Source organism: Micromonospora sp. NPDC005173 (assembly GCF_040608515.1).
GTDB lineage: Bacteria > Actinomycetota > Actinomycetes > Mycobacteriales > Micromonosporaceae > Micromonospora.
Genome location: NZ_JBEXIK010000008.1, coordinates 190,484 through 210,230 on the forward strand (window position 1 = coordinate 190,484; position 19,747 = coordinate 210,230).

At 72.8% G+C, this 19,747-nt stretch carries 19 protein-coding genes and 1 pseudogene; 15 read left to right on the forward strand and 5 right to left on the reverse strand.

The features are described 5' to 3' along the window. Positions 1 to 69: 69 nt before the first annotated feature. Positions 70 to 699 carry a TIGR03085 family metal-binding protein gene (locus ABZV00_RS12930; RefSeq protein WP_355605093.1) on the reverse strand — a complete coding sequence of 210 codons (630 nt, stop codon included), beginning with the start codon at positions 697 to 699 and terminating at the stop codon, positions 70 to 72. A gap of 174 nt (positions 700 to 873) precedes the next feature. On the opposite strand from ABZV00_RS12930, the gene ABZV00_RS12935 reads away from it, so the two are divergent. From ABZV00_RS12935 to ABZV00_RS12960, 6 genes are all read left to right on the forward strand, one after another. Beyond that, positions 874 to 2,760: an ABC transporter ATP-binding protein gene (locus tag ABZV00_RS12935; protein ID WP_355605096.1), complete on the forward strand. Its 1,887-nt coding sequence runs from the start codon at positions 874 to 876 to the stop codon at positions 2,758 to 2,760. Between the two features lie 115 nt (positions 2,761 to 2,875). Then, on the forward strand, positions 2,876 to 4,657 hold the full coding sequence (locus tag ABZV00_RS12940) for an ABC transporter ATP-binding protein (protein WP_355605099.1): 1,782 nt from the start codon (positions 2,876 to 2,878) through the stop codon (positions 4,655 to 4,657). Positions 4,658 to 4,754: 97 nt separating this feature from the next. Continuing rightward, positions 4,755 to 5,504, forward strand: a complete 750-nt coding sequence (locus ABZV00_RS12945) for a DUF2470 domain-containing protein (protein WP_355605102.1) — start codon at positions 4,755 to 4,757, stop codon at positions 5,502 to 5,504. A gap of 226 nt (positions 5,505 to 5,730) precedes the next feature. Continuing rightward, entirely contained in the window at positions 5,731 to 6,390 is a 660-nt protein-coding gene (locus ABZV00_RS12950) for a GNAT family N-acetyltransferase (RefSeq protein WP_355605105.1), read from the forward strand. Between the two features lie 33 nt (positions 6,391 to 6,423). Then, positions 6,424 to 7,368 carry an RNA polymerase sigma factor SigJ gene (gene sigJ / locus ABZV00_RS12955; protein WP_355605108.1) on the forward strand — a complete coding sequence of 315 codons (945 nt, stop codon included), beginning with the start codon at positions 6,424 to 6,426 and terminating at the stop codon, positions 7,366 to 7,368. Positions 7,369 to 7,464: 96 nt separating this feature from the next. After that, positions 7,465 to 8,661, forward strand: a complete 1,197-nt coding sequence (locus ABZV00_RS12960) for an FAD-dependent oxidoreductase (protein ID WP_355605110.1) — start codon at positions 7,465 to 7,467, stop codon at positions 8,659 to 8,661. Here ABZV00_RS12960 and ABZV00_RS12965 read toward each other — a convergent pair whose 3' ends face one another. From ABZV00_RS12965 to ABZV00_RS12975, 3 genes are all read right to left on the reverse strand, one after another. Next, a complete protein-coding gene (locus ABZV00_RS12965) occupies positions 8,662 to 9,258 on the reverse strand; it encodes a TetR family transcriptional regulator (protein ID WP_328418841.1) in 597 nt (198 codons plus the stop codon). A 70-nt stretch (positions 9,259 to 9,328) separates the two neighbouring features. Continuing rightward, positions 9,329 to 10,084, reverse strand: coding sequence for an ABC transporter permease (locus ABZV00_RS12970; protein WP_355605113.1), 756 nt, complete (start codon positions 10,082 to 10,084; stop codon positions 9,329 to 9,331). Next, positions 10,081 to 10,827 carry an ABC transporter ATP-binding protein gene (locus ABZV00_RS12975; protein ID WP_328418839.1) on the reverse strand — a complete coding sequence of 249 codons (747 nt, stop codon included), beginning with the start codon at positions 10,825 to 10,827 and terminating at the stop codon, positions 10,081 to 10,083. The genes ABZV00_RS12970 and ABZV00_RS12975 overlap by 4 nt, the downstream gene beginning before the upstream one ends. A 109-nt stretch (positions 10,828 to 10,936) precedes the next feature. On the opposite strand from ABZV00_RS12975, the gene ABZV00_RS12980 reads away from it, so the two are divergent. From ABZV00_RS12980 to ABZV00_RS13000, 5 genes and pseudogenes are all read left to right on the forward strand, one after another. Beyond that, on the forward strand, positions 10,937 to 11,329 hold the full coding sequence (locus ABZV00_RS12980) for a MerR family transcriptional regulator (protein WP_355605117.1): 393 nt from the start codon (positions 10,937 to 10,939) through the stop codon (positions 11,327 to 11,329). A 432-nt stretch (positions 11,330 to 11,761) separates the two neighbouring features. Further along, a pseudogene (locus tag ABZV00_RS12985) lies at positions 11,762 to 12,085 on the forward strand (phosphoribosyl-AMP cyclohydrolase); the annotation flags it as partial. A 180-nt stretch (positions 12,086 to 12,265) separates the two neighbouring features. Beyond that, positions 12,266 to 12,700 carry a phosphoribosyl-AMP cyclohydrolase gene (gene hisI, locus ABZV00_RS12990; RefSeq protein WP_355605151.1) on the forward strand — a complete coding sequence of 145 codons (435 nt, stop codon included), beginning with the start codon at positions 12,266 to 12,268 and terminating at the stop codon, positions 12,698 to 12,700. Then, a complete protein-coding gene (locus tag ABZV00_RS12995; RefSeq protein WP_355605121.1) occupies positions 12,697 to 14,250 on the forward strand; it encodes an anthranilate synthase component I in 1,554 nt (517 codons plus the stop codon). The genes hisI and ABZV00_RS12995 overlap by 4 nt, the downstream gene beginning before the upstream one ends. Further along, the gene (locus ABZV00_RS13000; RefSeq protein ID WP_355605123.1) at positions 14,247 to 14,858 is read left to right on the forward strand and encodes a Trp biosynthesis-associated membrane protein; all 612 of its coding nucleotides are present in this window, start codon (positions 14,247 to 14,249) and stop codon (positions 14,856 to 14,858) included. Before ABZV00_RS12995 ends, ABZV00_RS13000 begins: the two co-directional genes overlap by 4 nt. Positions 14,859 to 14,930: 72 nt before the next feature. Here ABZV00_RS13000 and ABZV00_RS13005 read toward each other — a convergent pair whose 3' ends face one another. Next, complete coding sequence (locus ABZV00_RS13005) at positions 14,931 to 15,200, reverse strand: hypothetical protein (RefSeq protein WP_355605125.1); 270 nt, start codon at positions 15,198 to 15,200, stop codon at positions 14,931 to 14,933. 485 nt (positions 15,201 to 15,685) lie between these two features. On the opposite strand from ABZV00_RS13005, the gene trpC reads away from it, so the two are divergent. The 4 genes from trpC to ABZV00_RS13025 form a co-directional block, all read left to right on the forward strand. Then, complete coding sequence (trpC, locus tag ABZV00_RS13010) at positions 15,686 to 16,489, forward strand: indole-3-glycerol phosphate synthase TrpC (RefSeq protein WP_252418487.1); 804 nt, start codon at positions 15,686 to 15,688, stop codon at positions 16,487 to 16,489. Between the two features lie 36 nt (positions 16,490 to 16,525). Continuing rightward, entirely contained in the window at positions 16,526 to 17,764 is a 1,239-nt protein-coding gene (gene trpB / locus ABZV00_RS13015; RefSeq protein WP_328418834.1) for a tryptophan synthase subunit beta, read from the forward strand. A gap of 1 nt (position 17,765) precedes the next feature. Further along, on the forward strand, positions 17,766 to 18,569 hold the full coding sequence (gene trpA, locus ABZV00_RS13020) for a tryptophan synthase subunit alpha (RefSeq protein ID WP_355605127.1): 804 nt from the start codon (positions 17,766 to 17,768) through the stop codon (positions 18,567 to 18,569). Positions 18,570 to 18,809: 240 nt separating this feature from the next. After that, positions 18,810 to 19,747, forward strand: a 938-nt coding sequence (locus ABZV00_RS13025) for an ISL3 family transposase (protein WP_355605129.1), incomplete at its 3' end; no start/stop codon positions are given.

Consider the following 19,747-nt stretch of genomic DNA (forward strand, 5'->3'; position numbering starts at 1 on the left):
AGGGATCGGTCTGGATCGTTGGGTGCGGGTCGTTCCGCACCGGGAAAGTGACCGATCAGGCACAGAAAGTTACATGCCCAGGCTGGCGTTACGCAGCTGCTGCGCGGAGGAGGCCGGGCCGTCCAACTGGACGCGGGCCACCCGTTGCCGGCCGGAGAGGAACAGGGCCAGCTCGGCCGGGGCGCCGACCACCCGCAGCGGCTCACCGCCGCGGCCGACCGAGATTTCGCCGTGCCCGGGCGCCTGCACGTACAGGTCCGCAGGGAAGCGGCGCAGCGCCAGCCGGGCCATCGGGGCGGCCCGCTTCCAGAGCGCGGCCTGCAGGCCGGGCGACAGCTCGCGCGGCAGCCATCCCGAGCCGGCCCGCCGCACGTCCTCGTGGTGGATGAAGAACTCCAGCGTGTTGGCCAGTTCGTCGGTCACCGGGTTGCTGACCGGGCTCCACACCGGCGGCCGGCGCACCTGCGCCACCAGCTCGGGATAGGGCTGGGCGGCGAGCCGGAGACGGACCCGTTCGGCGTACCCACGCAGCGGCGCCAGCACGAGGCCGCTGGCCGCGTCCGGGCGGCGATCCCGCAGCACCAGGTGCGCGGCGAGGTCACGGGTGGCCCAGCCCTCGTTGATCGTCGGAGCGTCCGGCCCGAGGGCCAGCATGAGGTCGGCCAGCGCTTGGCGCTCGGCTCGGGCATACCGCGGCATGGCCCCGATGGTAGGCCCGGGGGCCCGTGAGCGCGCGCCGGCGGATCTCGCGTCGACGTCGAGCCGGTCCCGCCGTCCGGTACGTGACGGTCGACATATCCGGTCCGAGTCGGCGGGGGTGGTCCGGACCGGTAAGGATGAGGGAGATAATTGCGGCTTACGGCGGGGGAGAGCGTGGCGAGCAAGACAAGTCGGGATGTGCTCGGCCGAGGGCTGGGGGTTCTCCGGCAGGCGATCCGGGAGCAGCCACGGATCTTCACGGTGGCGGTGGTCGGCAGCGTGCTGTTCGGCGCGATGGTCATCGTCAGCGCGTACGTGGTCGGCGGGGTCGTCGGCGACGTGGTGGTACCGGCCATCGCCCGCGGCGAGGTGGCCACCGGCACCCTGGCGCTGGCCGCGGTCGCGCTGTTCGGGATCAGCGTGCTGCGGGTGGTGGGGATCTTCGGCCGCCGACTCGGCGCCGGCTACATGCAGTACCGCCTCCAGGCGGCCTACCGCCGCCGCGTCACCCGCCGCTACCTGGACCTGCCGCTGTCCTGGCACCACCGCAACGCCACCGGCACCCTGCTCTCCAACGCCAACTCCGACGTGGAGGCGGCCTGGTACCCGATCGCGCCGCTGCCCTTCGCGGTCGGCACGCTGGTGATGCTGGTCGGCGCGATCGTCTCGCTGTTCGCCACCGACTGGGCGCTGGCCCTGGTCGGCCTCGCGGTCTTCCCCGCGCTGTTCGCGCTCAACGTGGTCTACTCCCGCCGGATGGCGCCCCGGCAGGCCCGGGCTCAGCGGCTGCGCGCCGAGGTCAGCGGGATCGCCCACGAGAGCTTCGACGGTGCCCTGGTGGTCAAGACGATGGGCCGCGAGGCGCAGGAGACCGCCCGGTTCGCCGGTCGGGCCGGTGAGCTGCGTGACGCGTTGATCGCGGTCGGCCGGCTGCGCGGCGTCTTCGACCCGCTGCTGGAGACGCTGCCCAGCCTCGGCACCCTGGCCGTGCTGGTGGTCGGGGCGTTCCGGCTGCGGCAGGGCGCGATCAGCGTCACGGAGCTGGTCAGCGTGGCCTTCCTCTTCACCGTGCTGGCCTTCCCGGTGCGGGCCATCGGCTGGGTGCTGGCCGAGCTGCCGCGCAGCGTCGCCGGCTGGGACCGGGTCCGCCGGGTCCTCGACGCGACCGGCGAGATGCCGTACGGGCGGGTGGTTCTCGACCCGGCCACCCCGGGCCCGGCCGCCCTCACCTTCACCGACGTGCACTTCTCGTACCCGCCCGCCGAGGCGCACCAGCCCGGTGCGCAGGTGCTCGGCGAGGTCGGCTTCACGGTGCCCGCCGGGCGGACGGTGGCTCTGGTCGGCCCGACCGGCGCCGGCAAGTCCACCATCGCCTCGCTGGCGGTGCGACTGGTCGATCCGGACGCCGGCACCGTCGAGCTGGACGGGGTGGACGTGCGCGAGCTGACCGCCGCGTCGCTCGCCGGCACGGTGGCCCTGGTCGCCCAGGTGCCGTTCGTCTTCGACGACACGGTCCGGGCCAACATCGCCCTCGACCGGCCGGGCATCGACGACGAGGACGTCTGGGCGGCGCTGCGGCTCGCCGAGGCGGACGGGTTCGTGGCGGCGCTGCCCGACGGGCTGGACACCATGGTCGGCGAGCGGGGCACCTCGCTCTCCGGCGGCCAGCGGCAGCGGCTCACCCTGGCCCGCGCGGTGGCCGGCCGGCCGCGCCTGCTGGTGCTCGACGACGCGACCAGCGCCGTGGACCCCCGGGTGGAGGCGGCCATCCTGGCCGGGCTGCGCTCGTCGGCGTCCCAGCCGGGAGTGTCGGCCGCGTCGATCCTGGTGGTGGCGTACCGCCGGGCCACCATCGCGATGGCCGACGAGGTCATCTACGTGGAGCAGGGACGGGTGGTGGCCCGGGGTACGCACACCGAGCTGCTGGCCACCGTGCCCGGCTACGCCGACCTGGTGACCGCCTACGAGCAGGCGGAGGTCGAGCGCGCGCAGGAGCGCTCGTACGACGACGAAGAGGTCGCCCCGCTGCCGTCGGGCCTGGAGATCGAGGTGGACCGGTGAGCGCGAGGAGTGCAGCGAAGCGGAGCCCCGCAGTCGCGAACGAAAGGTCAGCCCCGGTGAGCGCGAGGAGTGCAGCGAAGCGGAGCCCCGCAGTCGCGAACGAAAGGTTGGCCCGGTGAGCGCGCAGACTGATGAGCGGGCAGAGCGGGTGGAGACGACCTGGCAGACCCTGCGCCGGGGGTTGGCGCTCTCGCCGGAGCTGCGGACCGGGCTGGCCGGCACGCTGGCCCTGGCGCTCGTTTACATGGTCGGCCGGGTGGCCGTACCGGTCGCCGTGCAGCAGGGCATCGACCGCGGCATCGTCGGTGGCCTGAACCTGGACGTGGTCTGGTCGGTGGCGGTGATCACCGCGGCGATCCTCGCGGTCACCACGCTCTGCGGCTACCTGATGATGCGCCGGCTGTTCACCGTCAGCGAGACGGCGCTGGCCAACGTGCGGACCCGGGCGTTCCGGCACGTGCACGACCTGTCGATGCTGCACCAGCAGTCGGAGCGGCGTGGCTCGCTGGTCTCCCGGGTGACCAGCGACGTCGACCAGATCACCCAGTTCCTCCAGTGGGGTGGGGTGATCCTGCTGGTCAACCTCGGCCAGTTGGTGGTCACCACGATCGTCATGCTCGCGTACTCCTGGCAGTTGACCCTGGTGGTGCTGGTGGCGTTCCTGCCGGCGGTGTTCATCATCCGGCAGTTGCAGCGCCGCCTCGGCGCGGCGTACGCGACGGTGCGTCAGCGCACCGGCACGCTGCTCGGCGCGATCGGCGAGAGCGTGGTGGGCGCGCCGGTGATCCGGTCGTACGGCATCGCGGGCCGGACCGCGCGGCGGCTGGACGACGCCATCGACAGCCAGCGCCTGGCGCAGCAGCGGGCGATCCGGATCAGCATCGTGGGCAGCTCGGTTGGTGAGCTGGCGGCTGGGGTGGCGCTGGCCGGCGTGGTGGTGCTCGGGGTGACGCTGGGGGTGGACGGCACGTTGTCGATCGGCCAGCTGACCGCGTTCCTCTTCCTGGTGACGCTCTTCATCCAGCCGGTGCAGATCGCCACCGAGGTGCTCAACGAGGCGCAGAACGCGATCGCGGGCTGGCGTCGGGTGCTGGACGTGCTGGATGTCGCTCCGGACGTGGCTGACCCGGGGGAGCAGGGGCGGGACCTGCCGGGCGGGCCGCTGGACATCCGGTTCGCCGGGGTGCGGTTCGCCTATCCCGGTGGCCCGCCGGTGTTGCAGGACATCGACCTGGAGATCCCGGCGAAGAGTCGGGTGGCGGTGGTCGGCGAGACCGGCAGCGGCAAGACCACGTTCGCCAAGCTGCTCACCCGGCTGATGGATCCGTCGGCGGGCGCGGTGCTGCTGTCCGGGGTTCCGCTGGCGGAGGTCCGGTTCGACTCGCTGCGTTCGCGGGTGGTGATGGTGCCGCAGGACGGGTTCCTGTTCGACGCGACAGTGGGGGACAATGTCCGGTTCGCCCGGCCGGAGCTGACCGACGAGCAGCTCGGCGCCGCCTTCACCGAGCTGGGCCTGGCGGACTGGCTGGACGGCCTGCCGGCTGGCCTGAACACTCCGGTCGGCGAGCGCGGGGAGGCGCTCAGCGTGGGGGAGCGGCAGTTGGTCGCGCTGGCCCGGGCGTACGTGGCCGACCCGGACCTGCTGGTGCTGGACGAGGCGACCAGCGCGGTTGACCCGGCGACGGAGGTGCGGTTGCAACGCACCCTGGATGCGGTGACCCGGGGCCGGACCACCTTGGCGATCGCGCACCGGCTTTCCACGGCGCAGGCCGCCGACGAGGTGATCGTGGTGGACCGGGGGCGGATCGTGCAGCGCGGCCCGCACGACGAACTGGTTCGCGACCCCGATTCGATCTACGGCCTGCTGTACGCCTCGTGGCTGGAGCAGACCCGGTAACGGACCGGCGTCCACCTGCGCCGAGACGGTGGACGCCGTCGGCCGCGTGCTCTACGCTCCGGTTAGGTAAGCCTAACCTCTGAAGGAGGTCGCGCCCATGCGGCCCAGCCCCGCCGAGATCGTTCGTACCCTCGTCGCCGGCCGGCTGCCCGGTCTCGTCCATCTGGCCCATCGGCCGGGCCCGCACCACGCCCGGCACGTGACCGATCCGGACGGCCGGGTGCTGCTCCTGGTGCCGGTGGCCAGTCACCTGGCCGCCGCGCTGCGACCGGTCGCCGGGGGTGGCGACGTGGCGGTGGTCCTCGACGTGCTCGACCTGCCGCCCGCGGCCGGCGCCCCGGGCCTGGGCCGTGCCTGGGTCTCGGGCTGGGCCGCCGAGCTGCACGGCGCCGAGGCCCGCAGCGCGGCGGTTGACTTCGCCGTGGTGGACCCGACCGGCGACCTGCTCGACCTGGGCGTCCGGTTCCGGCTGTTCCGCTTCGAGGTGGTCGAGGTTCGCTGGGAGCGTGCCGGTGTCGTGCAGCGGATCGACCCGGGGGAGTACGCCGAGGCCGAGCCGGACCCGGTGCACCCGGTCGAGGCGCGGCTGCTGGCCGACCTCGCCGAGCGCGACGCTTCGCAGGTGACCGAGTACCTGCGCCGGCAGCTCGGGCTGACCGAGCAGACGCCCGACGGGCCGCCTCGGGTGGTGCGCATCGACCGCTACGGGCTGGTGGTCATCCTCGGCCGCCCCGGCGCCCGGCGGCGGGTCCGGCTGGCCTTCCCGGGCCCGGTGGCCGACCCGGACGAGCTGGCCGGCCTGCTGCCGTCGCTGCGCCTCCCGGCCGAGGCCCGCCCGCCGTACTGAGCCCGGCAGGCACTGGAAGTGGCCGGAGAGCGGCCCTGGGCGCGGGCCATCTGAGCATCACCGCGTTCACACTCGGCCTCGGCCCCTTGCCGCAATCGGCACGGCCACCGTGCCCACGGTGGCGTCTGCCACGGTTGCGTACTCAGCGACGATGACACGTGCGGGTCGATGACCGCGTCGTGGCCATCAGCGACCGGCTCGGGAAGCATCGGGAGGAGCCAACGGCATGGGCCAGACACTGGCGGAGATTCTGGACGCGGCGGCTGGCGGGCGGTTCCCACCGCCAGACGGTGGCACGACGGTGATCCCGCAACCCAACCGACGGGATGCCGGGGTGATCGCTTTCACCGCGCACTCAGTGGTGTTCACCGACGAAGATCCGCATTGGGTGCACACGATCGTGGCCGACCTCGCCTGTGACGAGCTGGCAGCCACGATGAACCCACGCTTCCTCACCGCGTTGCTCGATCGCACCGGCCGATCCACCGACACCATCGACCTGCTGACAGTGGCGACATCGCTGGCTGGAGAGCCACCAGTACGGCTGCGCGAAATAGCCGACCCGGACCACCCCCGGGTGGTTAGAGCACGTCTGCGTCGGGACGACGTGCGCGTCTGGGCCGCCGACGGCGGGCTCGTCATCCTCGGTCGCGGGGTAGCGGGCCGCTGGGAGACCGCGATCGAGGTGGACCAGCAGGCACGCCACCAAGGGCTGGGCCGCGCGTTGGCCGTTGCCGCCCGCCACCTCGTACCGGCCGGAGAACCGGTCTGGTCGCAGCAGGCCGCGGGCAACGCGCGCAGCATCCGCGCGTTCCACGCTGCCGGCTTCCGACCGGTCGGAGCCGAGGCGCTGCTCCTACCCACCGTCATGCGGAAGCGTGCGTAACCGTCTGCCACCGACTCGCCTAGGATCGGAGCCATGCCCATGGCCTCGGACGACGTCGACCGGTTCGTGGGCTCCCGGCATCGTCTGGAGGCCATCGCGTACCGGCTTCTCGGCTCCGCCACGGAGGCCGAGGACGCCGTGCAGGAGACGTTCCTACGCTGGCAGGCCGCCGATGTCGCACGTATCGAGGTGCCTGAAGCCTGGCTGACCAAGGTGCTCACCAACCTGTGCCTCAACCAGCTCACCTCCGCGCGGGCGCGGCGCGAGACCTATGTGGGCCAGTGGCTTCCCGAGCCGCTGCTCGCCGGGGACCCGATGCTCGGCCCGGCCGACACCGCCGAGCAGCGCGAATCGGTCTCGTACGCGGTCCTCACCCTCATGGAGCGCTTGTCCCCCAAGGAGCGGGCCGTGTACGTGCTGCGGGAAGCCTTCGACTACCCGCACCGGGAGATCGCCGAGATCCTCGACATCACCGAGACCGCCTGCCAGCAGATCCTCCATCGCGCGAAGAAGCACGTCGCGGACGGCAAGACCCGTACCGAGATTGACGGGGTTGCCGCCCGGCGGATCGTCGAGGAGTTCCTGGCTGCCGCCACCAGCGGCCAGACCGGGCCGCTCGTGCGGCTGCTCACCGCGGACGCGATCTCGATCGGCGACGGCGGCGGAAAGGTTCCGGCTCGCGCCAAGGCGTTCGAGGGAGCCCACGCGGTCGCGCGGTTCCTGTGGGGACTGTTCAAACCCGCCGCCGCCAAGCGGGCCGTGGTCGGCGGCTCGCCCGGTGTCTACGCCTGGACCGCCAACGGTGATCCCGCCGCCGTGGCCGTCGTGGACGGCCGGGTCGTCGGCGTCATGTGCCTGCAGGTCACCGCCGAGGGCGTCGCCGCCGTCCGTAGCCAGGTCAACCCCGACAAGCTGGAGCGCGCGACCGAGCGGTTTGCGGCCTCTGACCACGGACGACCGCTGTTCGAGGCGTTCTGACCCTCGTGTGAGGTGCTTCACATCACGCTCCTGCCTGTCAGCAAACGGCGGACCGCCCGGTTCAAGTGGCGAATCTCGTCAGACAGGAGCACGGACATGCAGCACCGCATCGTCGTCATCGGCGCCGGATACGCCGGAGCCATCGCCGCCGGGCGCCTCGCCAAGCGGCTCCACCGCGAGGAGGTCGCCATCACCCTCGTCAACGCCGAGCCCGACTTCGTCGAGCGCGTCCGCCTGCACCAGCTCGCCACCGGCCAGACCCTCAAGCCCCGGCCCTTCGGTGAGATGTTCGCGGGCACCGGTGTCGAATTCAGGGTGGCGAGGGTCACCGGCGTCGACGTCGATCGCAAGACCGTCGGCGTCATCGACGCGAACGGCGCCGGGCAACTCGCCTACGACACGCTCGTCTACGCCCTCGGCAGCGGCTGGAACGCTCAGGGCGTCCCCGGGACCGCCGAGCACGCGTACGAGATCGCCAGCCGCCCCGGAGCACTCCGGCTGCGCGAGCGCCTGGCCGGCCTCGACGCCGGACAGACCGTGGTCGTCGTCGGCGGCGGACTCACCGGCTTGGAGGCCGCGACCGAGATCGCTGAGGCCCGCCCGGACCTCGACGTCGCCCTCGCCGCCCGCGGAGGCCTCGGCGACTGGCTTTCGACCAAGGGCCGCGGTCACCTGCGGAAGGTCTTCGGCAAACTCGGGATCACCGTGCACGAACATGCCGCCGTCACCGGCGTCGAAGCCGGCCACGTCACCACCGCCGACGGAAATGCCATCCCGGCCTCGGTCACCGTATGGACCACCGGTTTCGCGGTCCACCCGATCGCGAAGGAGACCTCCCTGGAGGTCACCAGCACCGGTCAGATCGTGGTCGACGGGACCATGCGCTCGGTCTCGCACCCGGACGTCTACGCCATCGGTGACGCGGCCTTCGCGATCGGCGCAGGAAACAAGCCGCTCCGGATGTCGTGCGCTTCGGGCACGCCGATGGCGTGGCAGGCTGCCGACTCGATCGCGGCGCGGCTGACCGGCGGGAAGCTCCCGAACGCGCCGCTCCGCTACCTCAACCAGTGCATCTCGCTCGGCCGCAAGGAGGGCGTGATCCAGTACGTCACCGCCGACGACCGCGCCGTGTCGGCGGCCCTGACCGGACGGCTCGCCGCCGTCTACAAGGAGCTGATCTGCAAGGGCGCCGCCTGGGGTGTCGCCAACCCGGCGCTCGGGCTGCCAACCCGGCGCCGCCGGGTCACGCGGGAGCGAGTCACGGCGGGCCCGGCCGTCAAGGAGCTGGCCTAGCTAGGTCGGCAGCGGCCCGGTCAGGTACCGCTGCAGGGTTGGGCCGATGGCCACGGCCAGCGTCTCCGGGTCGGCCGACGCCACCGGCTCCAACCGGATCACGTGCCGCATCATGGCCAACCCGATCAGCTGGGTGGCGACCAGCGAACCGCGCAGCGGCAGCTCGACCAGGTCGACGTCGAGCTGGTCGAGCACCCGGCGCAGCACCTGCGTGGTGATGAACTCGCGTAGCAGCTTCGCGGTCCACTCGTTGCTCACCGCCGAGCGCAGCAGCGCCACCCCGGCGGTGCCGGCCGGGGAGTCCCAGACGCCGAGGAAGGTGCGGACCAGCCGCTCGCCGATGCCGTCCTGGCCGCCCGCGAGCACCTTCGGCACCACCTCCCCCGGGTCGACCGGAAAGTTCATCGCCGCGAGGAAGAGCTGGTCCTTGCTGCCGAAGTAGTGGTGCACCAGCGCCGGATCCACCCCGGCGGTGCCGGCGATGGCGCGGATCGAGGCCGCGTCGAAGCCGCGCTCGGAGAACGCCGTCCGCGCCGCGTCGAGGATCGCCTCCCGGGTGTCCGGGTTGCCAGGTCGTCGGCCGGTCCGCCGCGTCATCGTCGCCCCTCGTCTCGTCCGCCGGGCGCCGCCGGGGCCCTTCGCCCCGGCGGTCGTCGGCCGCGATCGGTCAGCCGCTGCGCCGGCGCAGGGTGGCCGCCGCGAGCACCAGCGCCAGCACCACCGCGCCGAGCACCACCGCCACGTCCCGCCACATCCTGCCGGTCGGCTCGGCGTTGGCACCGACCTCCTGCAACGCCTCGATGGCGTACGAGAGGGGGAAGGCGTCGCTGAGCGCCTGGAGCCAGCCGGCCATCTGGTCGCGGGCCACGAACAGCCCGCAGAGCAGCAGTTGGGGGACCACCACGACCGGCAGGAACTGTACGGCCTGGAACTCGGTGCGGGCGAAGGCACTGCAGAACAGCCCGAGGGCGACACCGAGCACCGCGTCGATCACCGCGATCCCGATCACCAGCCCGCTGCTGCCGGCGGTGTCCAGGTCGAAGATCCAGTACGCCACCCCGGCGGCGACCGCGGCCTGCACGGCGGCGGCCAGCCCGAACGCGATGCCGTAGCCGAAGAGCAGGTCGAGCTTGCCCAGCGGCGTGGTGAGCAGCCGCTCCAGGGTGCCCGAGGTGCGCTCGCGGAGCATGGCGATGCTGGTCACCAGGAACATGATCACGAAGGGGAAGATGCCGAGCATCACCAGTGCGATCCGGTCGAACGCCGACGGTTGGCCGGGCGGGCTCGGCTGGTCGGCGTACATGAAGTAGACCAGCGTGAGCAGGACGGACGGCACCACCACGAGCAGCGCGATGGTGCGCCGGTCGTGCCGGAGCTGACGCAGGATGCGGCCGGTGGTGGCCGCCAGGATCCGCGGGTTCATGACACTCCTCCGGTTCGCGAGCCGGTGGAGCTCGTCGCCCCGGCCCGGATCAGCCGCAGGAACGCCTCGTCGAGGTCGTCCACGCCGGCGGCGGCGCGGATCGCGGCGGGGCTGTCGTCGGCGATCAGCCGCCCCTCCCGGATCAGCAGCAGCCGGTCGCAGCGGGCCGCCTCGTCCATCACGTGGCTGGACACCAGCAGGGTGGTCCCGGCCGCGGCCATCGCGTGGAACCGGGCCCACAAATCGGCCCGCAGCACCGGGTCCTGACCGACGGTCGGCTCGTCGAGGATGACCAGCTCCGGCTCACCGACCAGGGCGCAGGCCAGGGAGGCCCGGCTGCGCTGGCCGCCGGAGAGGGTGCCGACCAGTTGGTTGGCCGCCTGTGCCAGCCCGACGTCGCTGATCGCCCGGTCGGCCTCGGCGCGCCCCCGCCGGTGCAGGGCCGCGAAGTACCGAGCGTTCTCCCGCACGGTCAGGTCGGCGTAGACGCTCGGCGCCTGGGTGAGGTAGCCCACCTGGTGTCGCAGCGCGGGCGAGCCGGCCGGTTGGCCCAGCACGGTGACTGTTCCGCTGGTGACCACCTGCACCCCGACCACCGCGCGCATGAACGTCGTCTTGCCGCTGCCGCTGGGGCCCAGCAGCCCCGTGACGGCGCCGCGCGCGACGGCGCAGCTGATGCCGTCCAGCACCCGTCGCCCGCCCCGGTCGACCACCAGGTCGCGGACCGCTATCGCGTCGTCCATCGCGCACCTCCCGCGGAACTCATCAACTGTTGAACTCAACGCTAGATGAGATACCCGCGTTCACGCAACGGTTGACTTCGAGTGCACTCGAGCTGGAAGCCTGGGTGGCGTGGACGTCAGCACCAGAGAAATGACCCTGACCGTCGGTGAGGCCGCCGAACGGGTCGGCCTCACCACCTACACGCTGCGCTGGTACGAGCAGGAGGGGCTGGTCGCGCCGGTCGGCCGGGACGCCGCCGGGCGTCGCCGATACACCGCCGGCGATGTCAGCTGGTTGTTCCTGCTCACCCGGCTGCGCCGCACCGGGATGCCGGTGCGCGACATGCGTCGCTACGCCGAGCTGGCCCGACAGGGCGACCGCACCCTCGGTGCCCGGCGGGCGCTGTTCGAGGCGCACCGGGCCCGGGTGCTGAGCCGGATGGCCGAGCTGGAGGAGGACCTCACCGTGCTCAACCACAAGATCGACGCCTACCGCCGCGCCGAGCTGGAGAACGGGCAGTAGCCTTCGGACCGGACACCAGGTCCGGCAACGGGCATTGCGCGCCGATCGGGCGTACGGCACGATGGCGCGGTGGGTCACCCTCCGTTACCGGACAGCGGGTTTCTCGAGGACTGGGCCGCGCGGTTGCGGCAGGCCGCCGAGCGGCCGGTCGTCGGCATCCTGCTGCGCGGCAGTCACGCCCGGCGCGCCGCCACCGCGCACAGCGACGTCGACCTCGACGTCCTGGTCGGCGGCTCCCCGTACGCGGCCCGACGGGCGTACCTGGCCGAGTCCGCCGGCCGGCTCACCCACGTGTCGGTGGCCGCCCTGGACGTCCGCTCCTGGGTGCACCGGCTCGGCGAGCCGGCCGACTGGGCGTTCGGGCTGCCGGTCACCGCACCGGCGCGACTGCTCTGGGCCGACCCGCACTGGCGGCCCCGCATCGACCTGCCGGTGCTCCGCCAGCCCGCCGAACCGCCCCGGCTGGAGGAGCTGATCGCCACGCTGGGTAAGGCCGCCGCCGCCTGGGCCGCCAGCGACCGCCTCGGGGTACGGCTCGCCGTGGCCGACCTGGCCCGGCTCTGCCCCTCGGTGCTGCGCCCGGCCAACCCGTCGGTACGGGTCTTCTCTCGCCGGGCTGCCTTCGCGGCGGCCCTGGAGCTGCCGATCGCCCCGCCCGGCTACCGGGAGGACATGCTGCTCTGCCTCGGGCTGCGTCCGGGCGCCACCGGGCAGCTGTGGGCCGCCGCCGTCCGGTTGGTCACCGGCACGCTGCCGTTGATCCGCCCGTACGCCGAGGAGATCGTTGAGGTGGCCGGCACGGACCTGGCCGACGCCCTGGTCGACGGCCGGCTGGACCGCTACGTGGCCCAACTGGCCCGACCCGCCGGCGATCCACCGCGACCCCACCGGGAGCCGTCGCCGGTGCCCGCGCCGCGTGCGGGACAATGGGTCACTGTGCCTGTACCTGACGCGCCGGTGACCGGCGTCCCCAGCGATCCGACCGGCCCGGCCGCGCCCGTGCCGGCCCGTCCGTCCCGGCTCGACCCGGCCATCGCGGCCCAGTTGCGCCGCACCGCCGACGGTCTGGTCGCCGCCGTGGTCCGCGCGCACGACTCCGGCGAAGTGCTGATGGTCGCCTGGATGGACGACGAGGCGCTGCACCGCACCCTCACCACCGGCCGGGCCACCTACTGGTCGCGCAGCCGGCGCGAGTACTGGGTCAAGGGCGCCACCTCCGGGCACCACCAGTACGTCCGCTCGGTCGCGCTCGACTGCGATGGGGACGCGCTGCTGGTGAGCGTCGACCAGGTCGGCGCCGCCTGCCACACCGGACACCCGACGTGCTTCTTCACCGAGCTGCCGGTCACCAGCCCGGAGGCCCGACCATGACCGACGGCGCGGTGAGCCCCGACCTGGCCACCTTCACCGAGCTGGCCGCGCACTGGCGGGTGGTGCCGGTCACCCGTCGGCTGCTGGCCGACGCCGAGACCCCGGTCGGGGTCTACCGCAAGCTGGCCGGCGGGCCCGGCACGTTCCTGCTGGAGTCGGCCGAACAGGGTGTCGGCTCGGCCGGCATGGCCTGGTCGCGGTACTCGTTCATCGGGGTACGCAGCAGCGCCACTCTCGTCGAGCGGGACGGCGTGGCGACCTGGCTCGGCCAGCCGCCGGCCGGGCTGCCCACCGAGGGTGACCCGGTGCGGGTGCTGCGGGAGACCGTCGAGGCGTTGGCCGGCCCGGTCGGGGACCCTTCCAGCGGGCTGCCACCACTGACCGGGGGCATGGTCGGCTACCTCGGCTACGACCTGGTCCGCCGCTTCGAGCGGCTGCCCGACCTGACCGAGGACGACCTCGGCGTGCCGGAGCTGGGCATGATGCTCGCCACCGACCTGGTGGTGCTCGACCACTACGACGGCTCGGCGATCCTGGTCGCCAACGCGGTGCTGCCGCCGCTGGACGCCCCGGACCGCGTCGCGCAGGTCGCCGCCGCGTACCACCACGCCGTGGGCCGACTCGACGCGATGACCACCGCGCTGTCCCGGCCCATCCCGCCAATGATCTCCACGGTCGAACGCCCGCCGGCCGGTGAGGTGCTCTGTCGTACCCCCGACGGCGGCTACCCGAAGGCGGTGGAGGCGGCCAAGGAGGCGATCCGAGCCGGCGAGTGCTTCCAGATCGTGCTCTCCCAGCGCTTCGAACGGCCCACCCACGCCGACCCGCTGGACGTCTACCGGGTACTGCGCACCAGCAACCCCAGCCCGTACATGTACCTGCTGCGCTTCGACGGGTTCGACATCGTCGGCTCGTCCCCGGAGGCGCACCTCAAGGTCACCGCCGGCGCGGACGGGGAGCGGCGGGCGTTGCTGCACCCGATCGCCGGCACCCGGCCGCGCGGCGAAACCGCGGCCGCCGACGCCGGGCTCGCCGCCGAACTGCTCGCCGACCCGAAGGAACGGGCCGAGCACGTGATGCTGGTCGACCTGGGCCGCAACGACCTGGGCCGGGTCTGCCGGCCGGGCAGCGTGGAGGTTCCCGAGTTCGCCACCATCGAGCGGTACAGCCACGTGATGCACATCGTCTCCACCGTGACCGGCACGCTGCGTGACGACCGCAGCGCGTTCGACGCGCTCGCCGCGACCTTCCCGGCCGGCACGCTCTCCGGCGCGCCCAAGGTGCGGGCCATGGAGATCATCGAGGAGCTGGAGCCGGTTCGCCGTGGCGTCTACGGCGGCACGGTCGGCTACTTCGGCTTCGGCGGCGACCTGGACATGGCGATCGCCATCCGGACCGCGCTCATCCGCGACGGCCGCGCCTACGTGCAGGCCGGCGCGGGGGTGGTCGCCGACTCGGACCCGGCCGCCGAGGATCAGGAGACCCGCAACAAGGCCGCCGCCGTGCTGGCCGCCATCGCTGCCGCCGAGACGCTGCGGCCGGCCCGGTGAGCACGACAGCGCAACCACAGGACCGGCCGGAATCGGGCGCCCGGGCCGCGGCGGGACGGCGTCAGTTGACGTACGCCGTGCTGCTCTGCCTGGCCGGCGCGGGCCTGGCGCTCTGGGCAGCGACCCGGAGCTGGTCGATCGAGTTGACGGTGCGGCCGGCACCGCTGCCGCCGGTGCGCGACGCCCGCAGCGGAGCCGCACTGCTGCCCTGGCTGCCGGCGCTGGCCCTGGTCACGCTGGCCGGCGGCGGCGCGGTGCTGGCCACCCGGGGCCGGCTGCGACGACTGCTCGGCGTGCTGCTCGGGGTGCTCGGCCTGGCCGTGGCAACCGGTGGCGGGTACGGGCTGGTCGCTGACCTCGACGGCGTGGTGAGCCGGCAGTGGCCGGCGCTCTGCCTGGTCGGCGGCCTGCTGGCCGCGGCGGGCGGCGGGTGGACGGCGCTGCGCGGTGGTGGCTGGCCGGCGATGGGCGCCCGGTACGAGCGGCCGACACGGACCATCACGGAGAGTGCGCAGCCCGCGGACGGTCCGGCCGGCCCGATGGCCGGGCGGCGGACCACGGAGGCGTGGGACGCGCTGGACCGGGGCGAGGACCCGACTGCCGGCTGATCCGCCCGAACGCCGGCCGGCGCGACGGGCGGCGGGCTGGGCTGCTGGTGACCCCGACCGCCGGCACGGCTGTCAGCCGACCGGTTGACGCTCCCGCTGCTGGCGGCGGGCGGCGGCGCGGGCGGCGGTCAGCTCGGCCACCAGGCGGTTCAGTTCGGCGCGCTGGTCCGCGCGGGCCCGGTCGGCGCAGACCGCCTCCCAGGCGTTGCCGCGCGCGGTCCGCATCCGTCCCTCGCCGACCACGGCCCGCTCCAGCGTGTGCACCACCCCGACGGCGAGCGACGCGACGGTCCGCGAGATGGTGGTCAGCCCGATGCTCGGGCTCGGCTCGGTGATACTCATGGTCACCCCGCACAAGGAATTGGCGACGGTCGGGCAGGCGCGCCATCGAGTCTGCCCGAGGACGATGCTGACCCGCCGACGTTTCGCCGGGGTGACCGCCCGGTCAACTGTCCCGCCTCGGCCGCGACCAGGCACTGGCCGTTCGGCCTTGAGCTTGCTCACAGCATCGACCGACATCGCTGTCATCCGGCATCGATCCCGTGCCGATGGCATGATCGGTGGATCGGCCCGCTTCGACGGGGTCGCCGGGCACCCGTCGCGCGACGGCGGTCGATACCGGAGGTGGCACTGCGTGACATACCGTTCACGGCAAGTCGGCCATTATGCCGCAGCCCTTTTGGTGAGCAGCGCCATACCCCCGGCGCCCGGCGTCGGCCGGCTGCCCCTAGCATCGGCCCATGACACCCGGAGAGGGGAGTCCGCTGGTGACTGCTGAGCATGCGCACGCGGAGGGGGACGAGGCCGGTCAGGCCGCGTCCGTAAGCGTGCTCGACGAGATCCTGGCCGGCGTGCGTGAGGACGTCGCCCGACGCCAGGAACAGGTTCCGCTGGAGCGGATCCGTGAACTGGCAGCGGCGGCGCCGCCGCCGCTGGACGCGTACGCGGCGTTGCGCAAGCCCGGCGTGGCCGTGATCGCCGAGGTGAAGCGTTCCTCGCCGTCCAAGGGCCGGCTGGCCGAGATCGCCGATCCGGCCGACCTCGCCGTCGACTACGCGGCCGGCGGGGCGCGGGCGATCAGCGTGCTCACCGAGGGGCGCTGGTTCGGCGGCTCGCTGGACGACCTGGCGGCCGTCCGGGCCGCGGTCACCGTGCCGGTGCTGCGCAAGGACTTCGTGGTCTCCAGCTACCAGGTGCACGAGGCGCGTGCGCACGGCGCCGACCTGGTGCTGCTGATCGTCGCCGCGCTCGAGCAGAACGTGCTGACGGGCCTGCTGGAGCGGATCGAGTCGCTGGGCATGACCGCGCTGGTCGAGGTGCACGACGAGGAAGAGGCCGACCGCGCCCTGGAGGCCGGCGCGCAGGTGATCGGGGTCAACGCCCGTGACCTGCGTACCCTGGAGGTCGACCGGTCGGTTTTCGAGCGGATCGCGCCCGGCTTGCCCAGCAGCGTCGTCAAGATCGCCGAGTCTGGCGTGCGTGGCCCGCACGACCTGATCCGGTACGCCTCCGCGGGCGCGGACGCGGTCCTCGTCGGCGAGGGCCTGGTCACCCAGAAGAGCCCCCGCGAGGCGGTCGCCGAGTTGGTCAACGCCGGCAACCACCCCGCAACGCCCCGGCCGGTGCGCTGACCCCGCGCCGGTGACGCCCCACTGAGAGGATCTCCGATGAGCGCCGACGCGCTGGCCCCGGTGGCCGGCTCGCAGCCCGACTCCGCCGGCCACTTCGGCCGCTTCGGCGGTCGGTTCGTGCCCGAGGCCCTGGTGGCCGCGCTGGACGAGCTCGACGGGGCGTGGCGTACGGCGATGACGGACGAGTCCTTCCGGGCCGAGTTCGGCGCGCTGCTGCGCGACTACGCCGGCACGCCGTCGCTGCTCTACGAGGCCCGGCGGTTCTCGGCGAAGGTCGGCGCGCGGGTGCTGCTCAAGCGCGAGGACCTCAACCACACCGGTGCGCACAAGGTGCGCAACGTGCTCGGCCAGGCGCTGCTCACCAAGCGGATGGGCAAGACCCGGGTGATCGCGGAGACCGGGGCAGGTCAGCACGGCGTGGCCACCGCGACCGCCGCCGCCCTGTTCGACCTGGAGTGCGTGGTCTACATGGGCCAGGTCGACACCGAGCGGCAGGCGCTCAACGTGGCCCGGATGCGGATGCTCGGCGCCACCGTCGTTCCGGTCACCACCGGCTCGCGCACCCTCAAGGACGCGATGAACGAGGCGATGCGCGACTGGGTGGCCAACGTCGACGAGACGCACTACCTGATCGGCACCGCCGCCGGGCCGCACCCGTTCCCGGCGATGGTCCGTGACTTCGTCCGGGGCATCGGTGACGAGGCCCGCCAGCAGTGCCTCGACCTGACCGGCGGGCTGCCGGACGCGGTCACCGCCTGCGTCGGCGGCGGCTCGAACGCGCTGGGCATCTTTCACGCCTTCGTGGGCGACCCGGACGTGCGGCTGTACGGCTTCGAGGCCGGCGGCGACGGGGTGACCACCAGCCGGCACGCGGCCAGCATCACCGGCGGGTCGGCCGGGGTGCTGCACGGCGCCCGCACCTACGTCCTGCAGGACGCCGACGGGCAGACGCTGGAGTCGCACTCGATCTCCGCCGGCCTCGACTACCCCGGTGTCGGGCCCGAGCACGCCTGGCTGCACGACACCGGCCGGGCCAACTACCTGCCGGTCACCGACGACGAGGCGATGGCCGCGTTCGAGCTGCTCTGCCGCACCGAGGGGATCATCCCGGCGATCGAGAGCGCGCACGCGCTCGCCGGCACCGTCGCGCTGGCCCCGAAGCTCGCCGCCGAGCTGGGCCGGGAGCCCACCATCGTGGTCAACCTCTCCGGGCGGGGCGACAAGGACGTGCACACCGCCGGTGACTACTTCGGCATCCTCGACAAGGAGCGGTGAGATGAGCCGGATCGGGGTGGCCTTCGACAAGGCACGGGCCGACGGGCGGGCGCTGCTGGTCGGCTGCATGCCGGCCGGGTTCCCGACCGTCGACGGCAGCATCGCGGCGATGACCGCCATGGTCGAGGCCGGGGTCGACGTCATCGAGGTGGAGATTCCGTACTCCGACCCGGTGATGGACGGGCCGGTCATTCAGAAGGCCAGTGACATCGCGCTGTCCGGCGGCGTGCGTACGGCGGACACGCTGCGCATCATCGAGGCGGTCGCGGCCACCGGTGCGCCGGTGGTCACCATGACCTACTGGAACCCGATCGAGCGTTACGGCGTGGACGTGTTCGCTCGCGATCTCGCCGCCGCAGGCGGGACCGGCCTGATCACCCCGGACCTCATCCCCGACGAGGCGGACGAGTGGCTGGCCGCCTCGGACGCGCACGGGCTGGACCGGACCTTCCTGGTCTCGCCGTCGTCCACCGACGCCCGGGTGGCGATGACCGTGGGGCACTGCCGGGGCTTCGTCTACGCCACCGCCGTGATGGGGGTGACCGGGGCCCGAGCACGTACCTCCGACGCCGCACCGACGCTGGTCTCCCGGGTCCGCGCGGTCACCGACCTGCCGGTCGGCGTCGGTCTGGGCGTGGGCACCGGCGCGCAGGCCGGCACCGTCGCCGGGTACGCCGACGGAGTGATCGTCGGCAGCGCGCTCGTCCGCTGCATGCTCGACGCGCCCTCCGAGGCCGAAGGGCTGGCCGCCCTGCGCACCCTCAGCGCCGAACTCGCCGAGGGCGTCCGAACCCCCACCCGCTGAGGCTGGCGCTCGGCACCCTGACCCGCTGTCTCGCGCTGTGGTCCGTGCGGCTCAGGATCAACCGTCCGGCGTGGCGCGCACCGGGCATGTCTGTCTTTTGAGGGTGATACCTGTGAGTCATATTTATGGGTCTTGTGTCGTGTTAGTGGGTGGTGGTGGGGGCTGGTGACGGCGCATGCCGTTGTTCCGTTGGAGTTTTCGACCTGCGAAAGTGCGAAAACTTGGTGACGGAGCAACGGCATGCGTTCTGCCAGGGTCTGGGCTGTGCTGTTCGGGGTCGAGCAGGCGGTTGTTGAGGGTGTCGAGTTCGATCAGGCTGAGTCGTTGTTGGTGGCTCGGGTGCGGGTGTGTCGGGGTGCGCGGCGGCGGTGTCCGCATTGCGGGCGGCGGTGTGTCGGCTATGACGCTGGTGCCCGGCGGCGGTGGCGGGCGTTGGATCTGGGTGCGGTGCGGGCGGTGGTTGAGGCCGACGCGCCGCGGGTGTCGTGTCCGGATCATGGTGTGGTGGTCGCGGCGGTGCCGTGGGCTCGTCATGGGGCGGGGCATACGCGGGCGTTCGACGCGACGGTGGCGTGGTTGGCGGTGCATACGGCGAAGTCCGCGGTGTCGCGGCTGATGCGGATCGGGTGGCGCACGGTCGGGGCGATCGTGGCCCGGGTCTGGGCCGACACCGGTGCCGTGACGGATCGCTATGACGGGTTACGCCGGATCGGTATTGATGAGGTCAGTTACAAGAAGGGCCACCGGTATCTGACAGTGGTCGTCGATCATGACAGCGGTCGGCTGGTCTGGGCCGCGCCCGGCAAGAGCGCGGCCACGTTGCACGCGTTCTTCGACCTGCTCGGTCCCGGCCGCGCCGCCGCGATCACTCATGTGTCCGCTGACGGCGCCGATTGGATCACCACGGTGGTCCGGCGCCAGTGCCCCCGAGCAGTCCGATGCGCTGACCCGTTCCACGTGGTCGCCTGGGCCAGCGACGCCGTGGATCGGGTTCGCCGTCAGGTCTGGAACGAAGCCGCAGGTCGAGGGGCCGGTCGTCGCGGCGTCGCCGTTGGTGAGGCCCGGATGTTGAAGAACACCCGTTGGGCGTTGTGGAAAAACCCGCAGAACCTCACCGACGCCCAGCAGGCCAAACTCGCCTGGATCGCCAAGACCCACCCCCGCCTGCACCGAGCATG

Bases quoted from the DNA above. Each gene is read 5' to 3' on its own strand.
- ABZV00_RS12930 (WP_355605093.1), bottom strand. From the start codon at position 699: ATGCCGCGGTATGCCCGAGCCGAGCGCCAAGCGCTGGCCGACCTCATG.
- ABZV00_RS12945 (WP_355605102.1), top strand. From the start codon at position 4,755: ATGCGGCCCAGCCCCGCCGAGATCGTTCGTACCCTCGTCGCCGGCCGG.
- ABZV00_RS12950 (WP_355605105.1), top strand. From the start codon at position 5,731: ATGGGCCAGACACTGGCGGAGATTCTGGACGCGGCGGCTGGCGGGCGG.
- sigJ (WP_355605108.1), top strand. From the start codon at position 6,424: ATGCCCATGGCCTCGGACGACGTCGACCGGTTCGTGGGCTCCCGGCAT.
- ABZV00_RS12960 (WP_355605110.1), top strand. From the start codon at position 7,465: ATGCAGCACCGCATCGTCGTCATCGGCGCCGGATACGCCGGAGCCATC.
- ABZV00_RS12965 (WP_328418841.1), bottom strand. From the start codon at position 9,258: ATGACGCGGCGGACCGGCCGACGACCTGGCAACCCGGACACCCGGGAG.
- ABZV00_RS12970 (WP_355605113.1), bottom strand. From the start codon at position 10,084: ATGAACCCGCGGATCCTGGCGGCCACCACCGGCCGCATCCTGCGTCAG.
- ABZV00_RS12975 (WP_328418839.1), bottom strand. From the start codon at position 10,827: ATGGACGACGCGATAGCGGTCCGCGACCTGGTGGTCGACCGGGGCGGG.
- ABZV00_RS12995 (WP_355605121.1), top strand. From the start codon at position 12,697: ATGACCGACGGCGCGGTGAGCCCCGACCTGGCCACCTTCACCGAGCTG.
- ABZV00_RS13005 (WP_355605125.1), bottom strand. From the start codon at position 15,200: ATGAGTATCACCGAGCCGAGCCCGAGCATCGGGCTGACCACCATCTCG.
- trpB (WP_328418834.1), top strand. From the start codon at position 16,526: ATGAGCGCCGACGCGCTGGCCCCGGTGGCCGGCTCGCAGCCCGACTCC.
- trpA (WP_355605127.1), top strand. From the start codon at position 17,766: ATGAGCCGGATCGGGGTGGCCTTCGACAAGGCACGGGCCGACGGGCGG.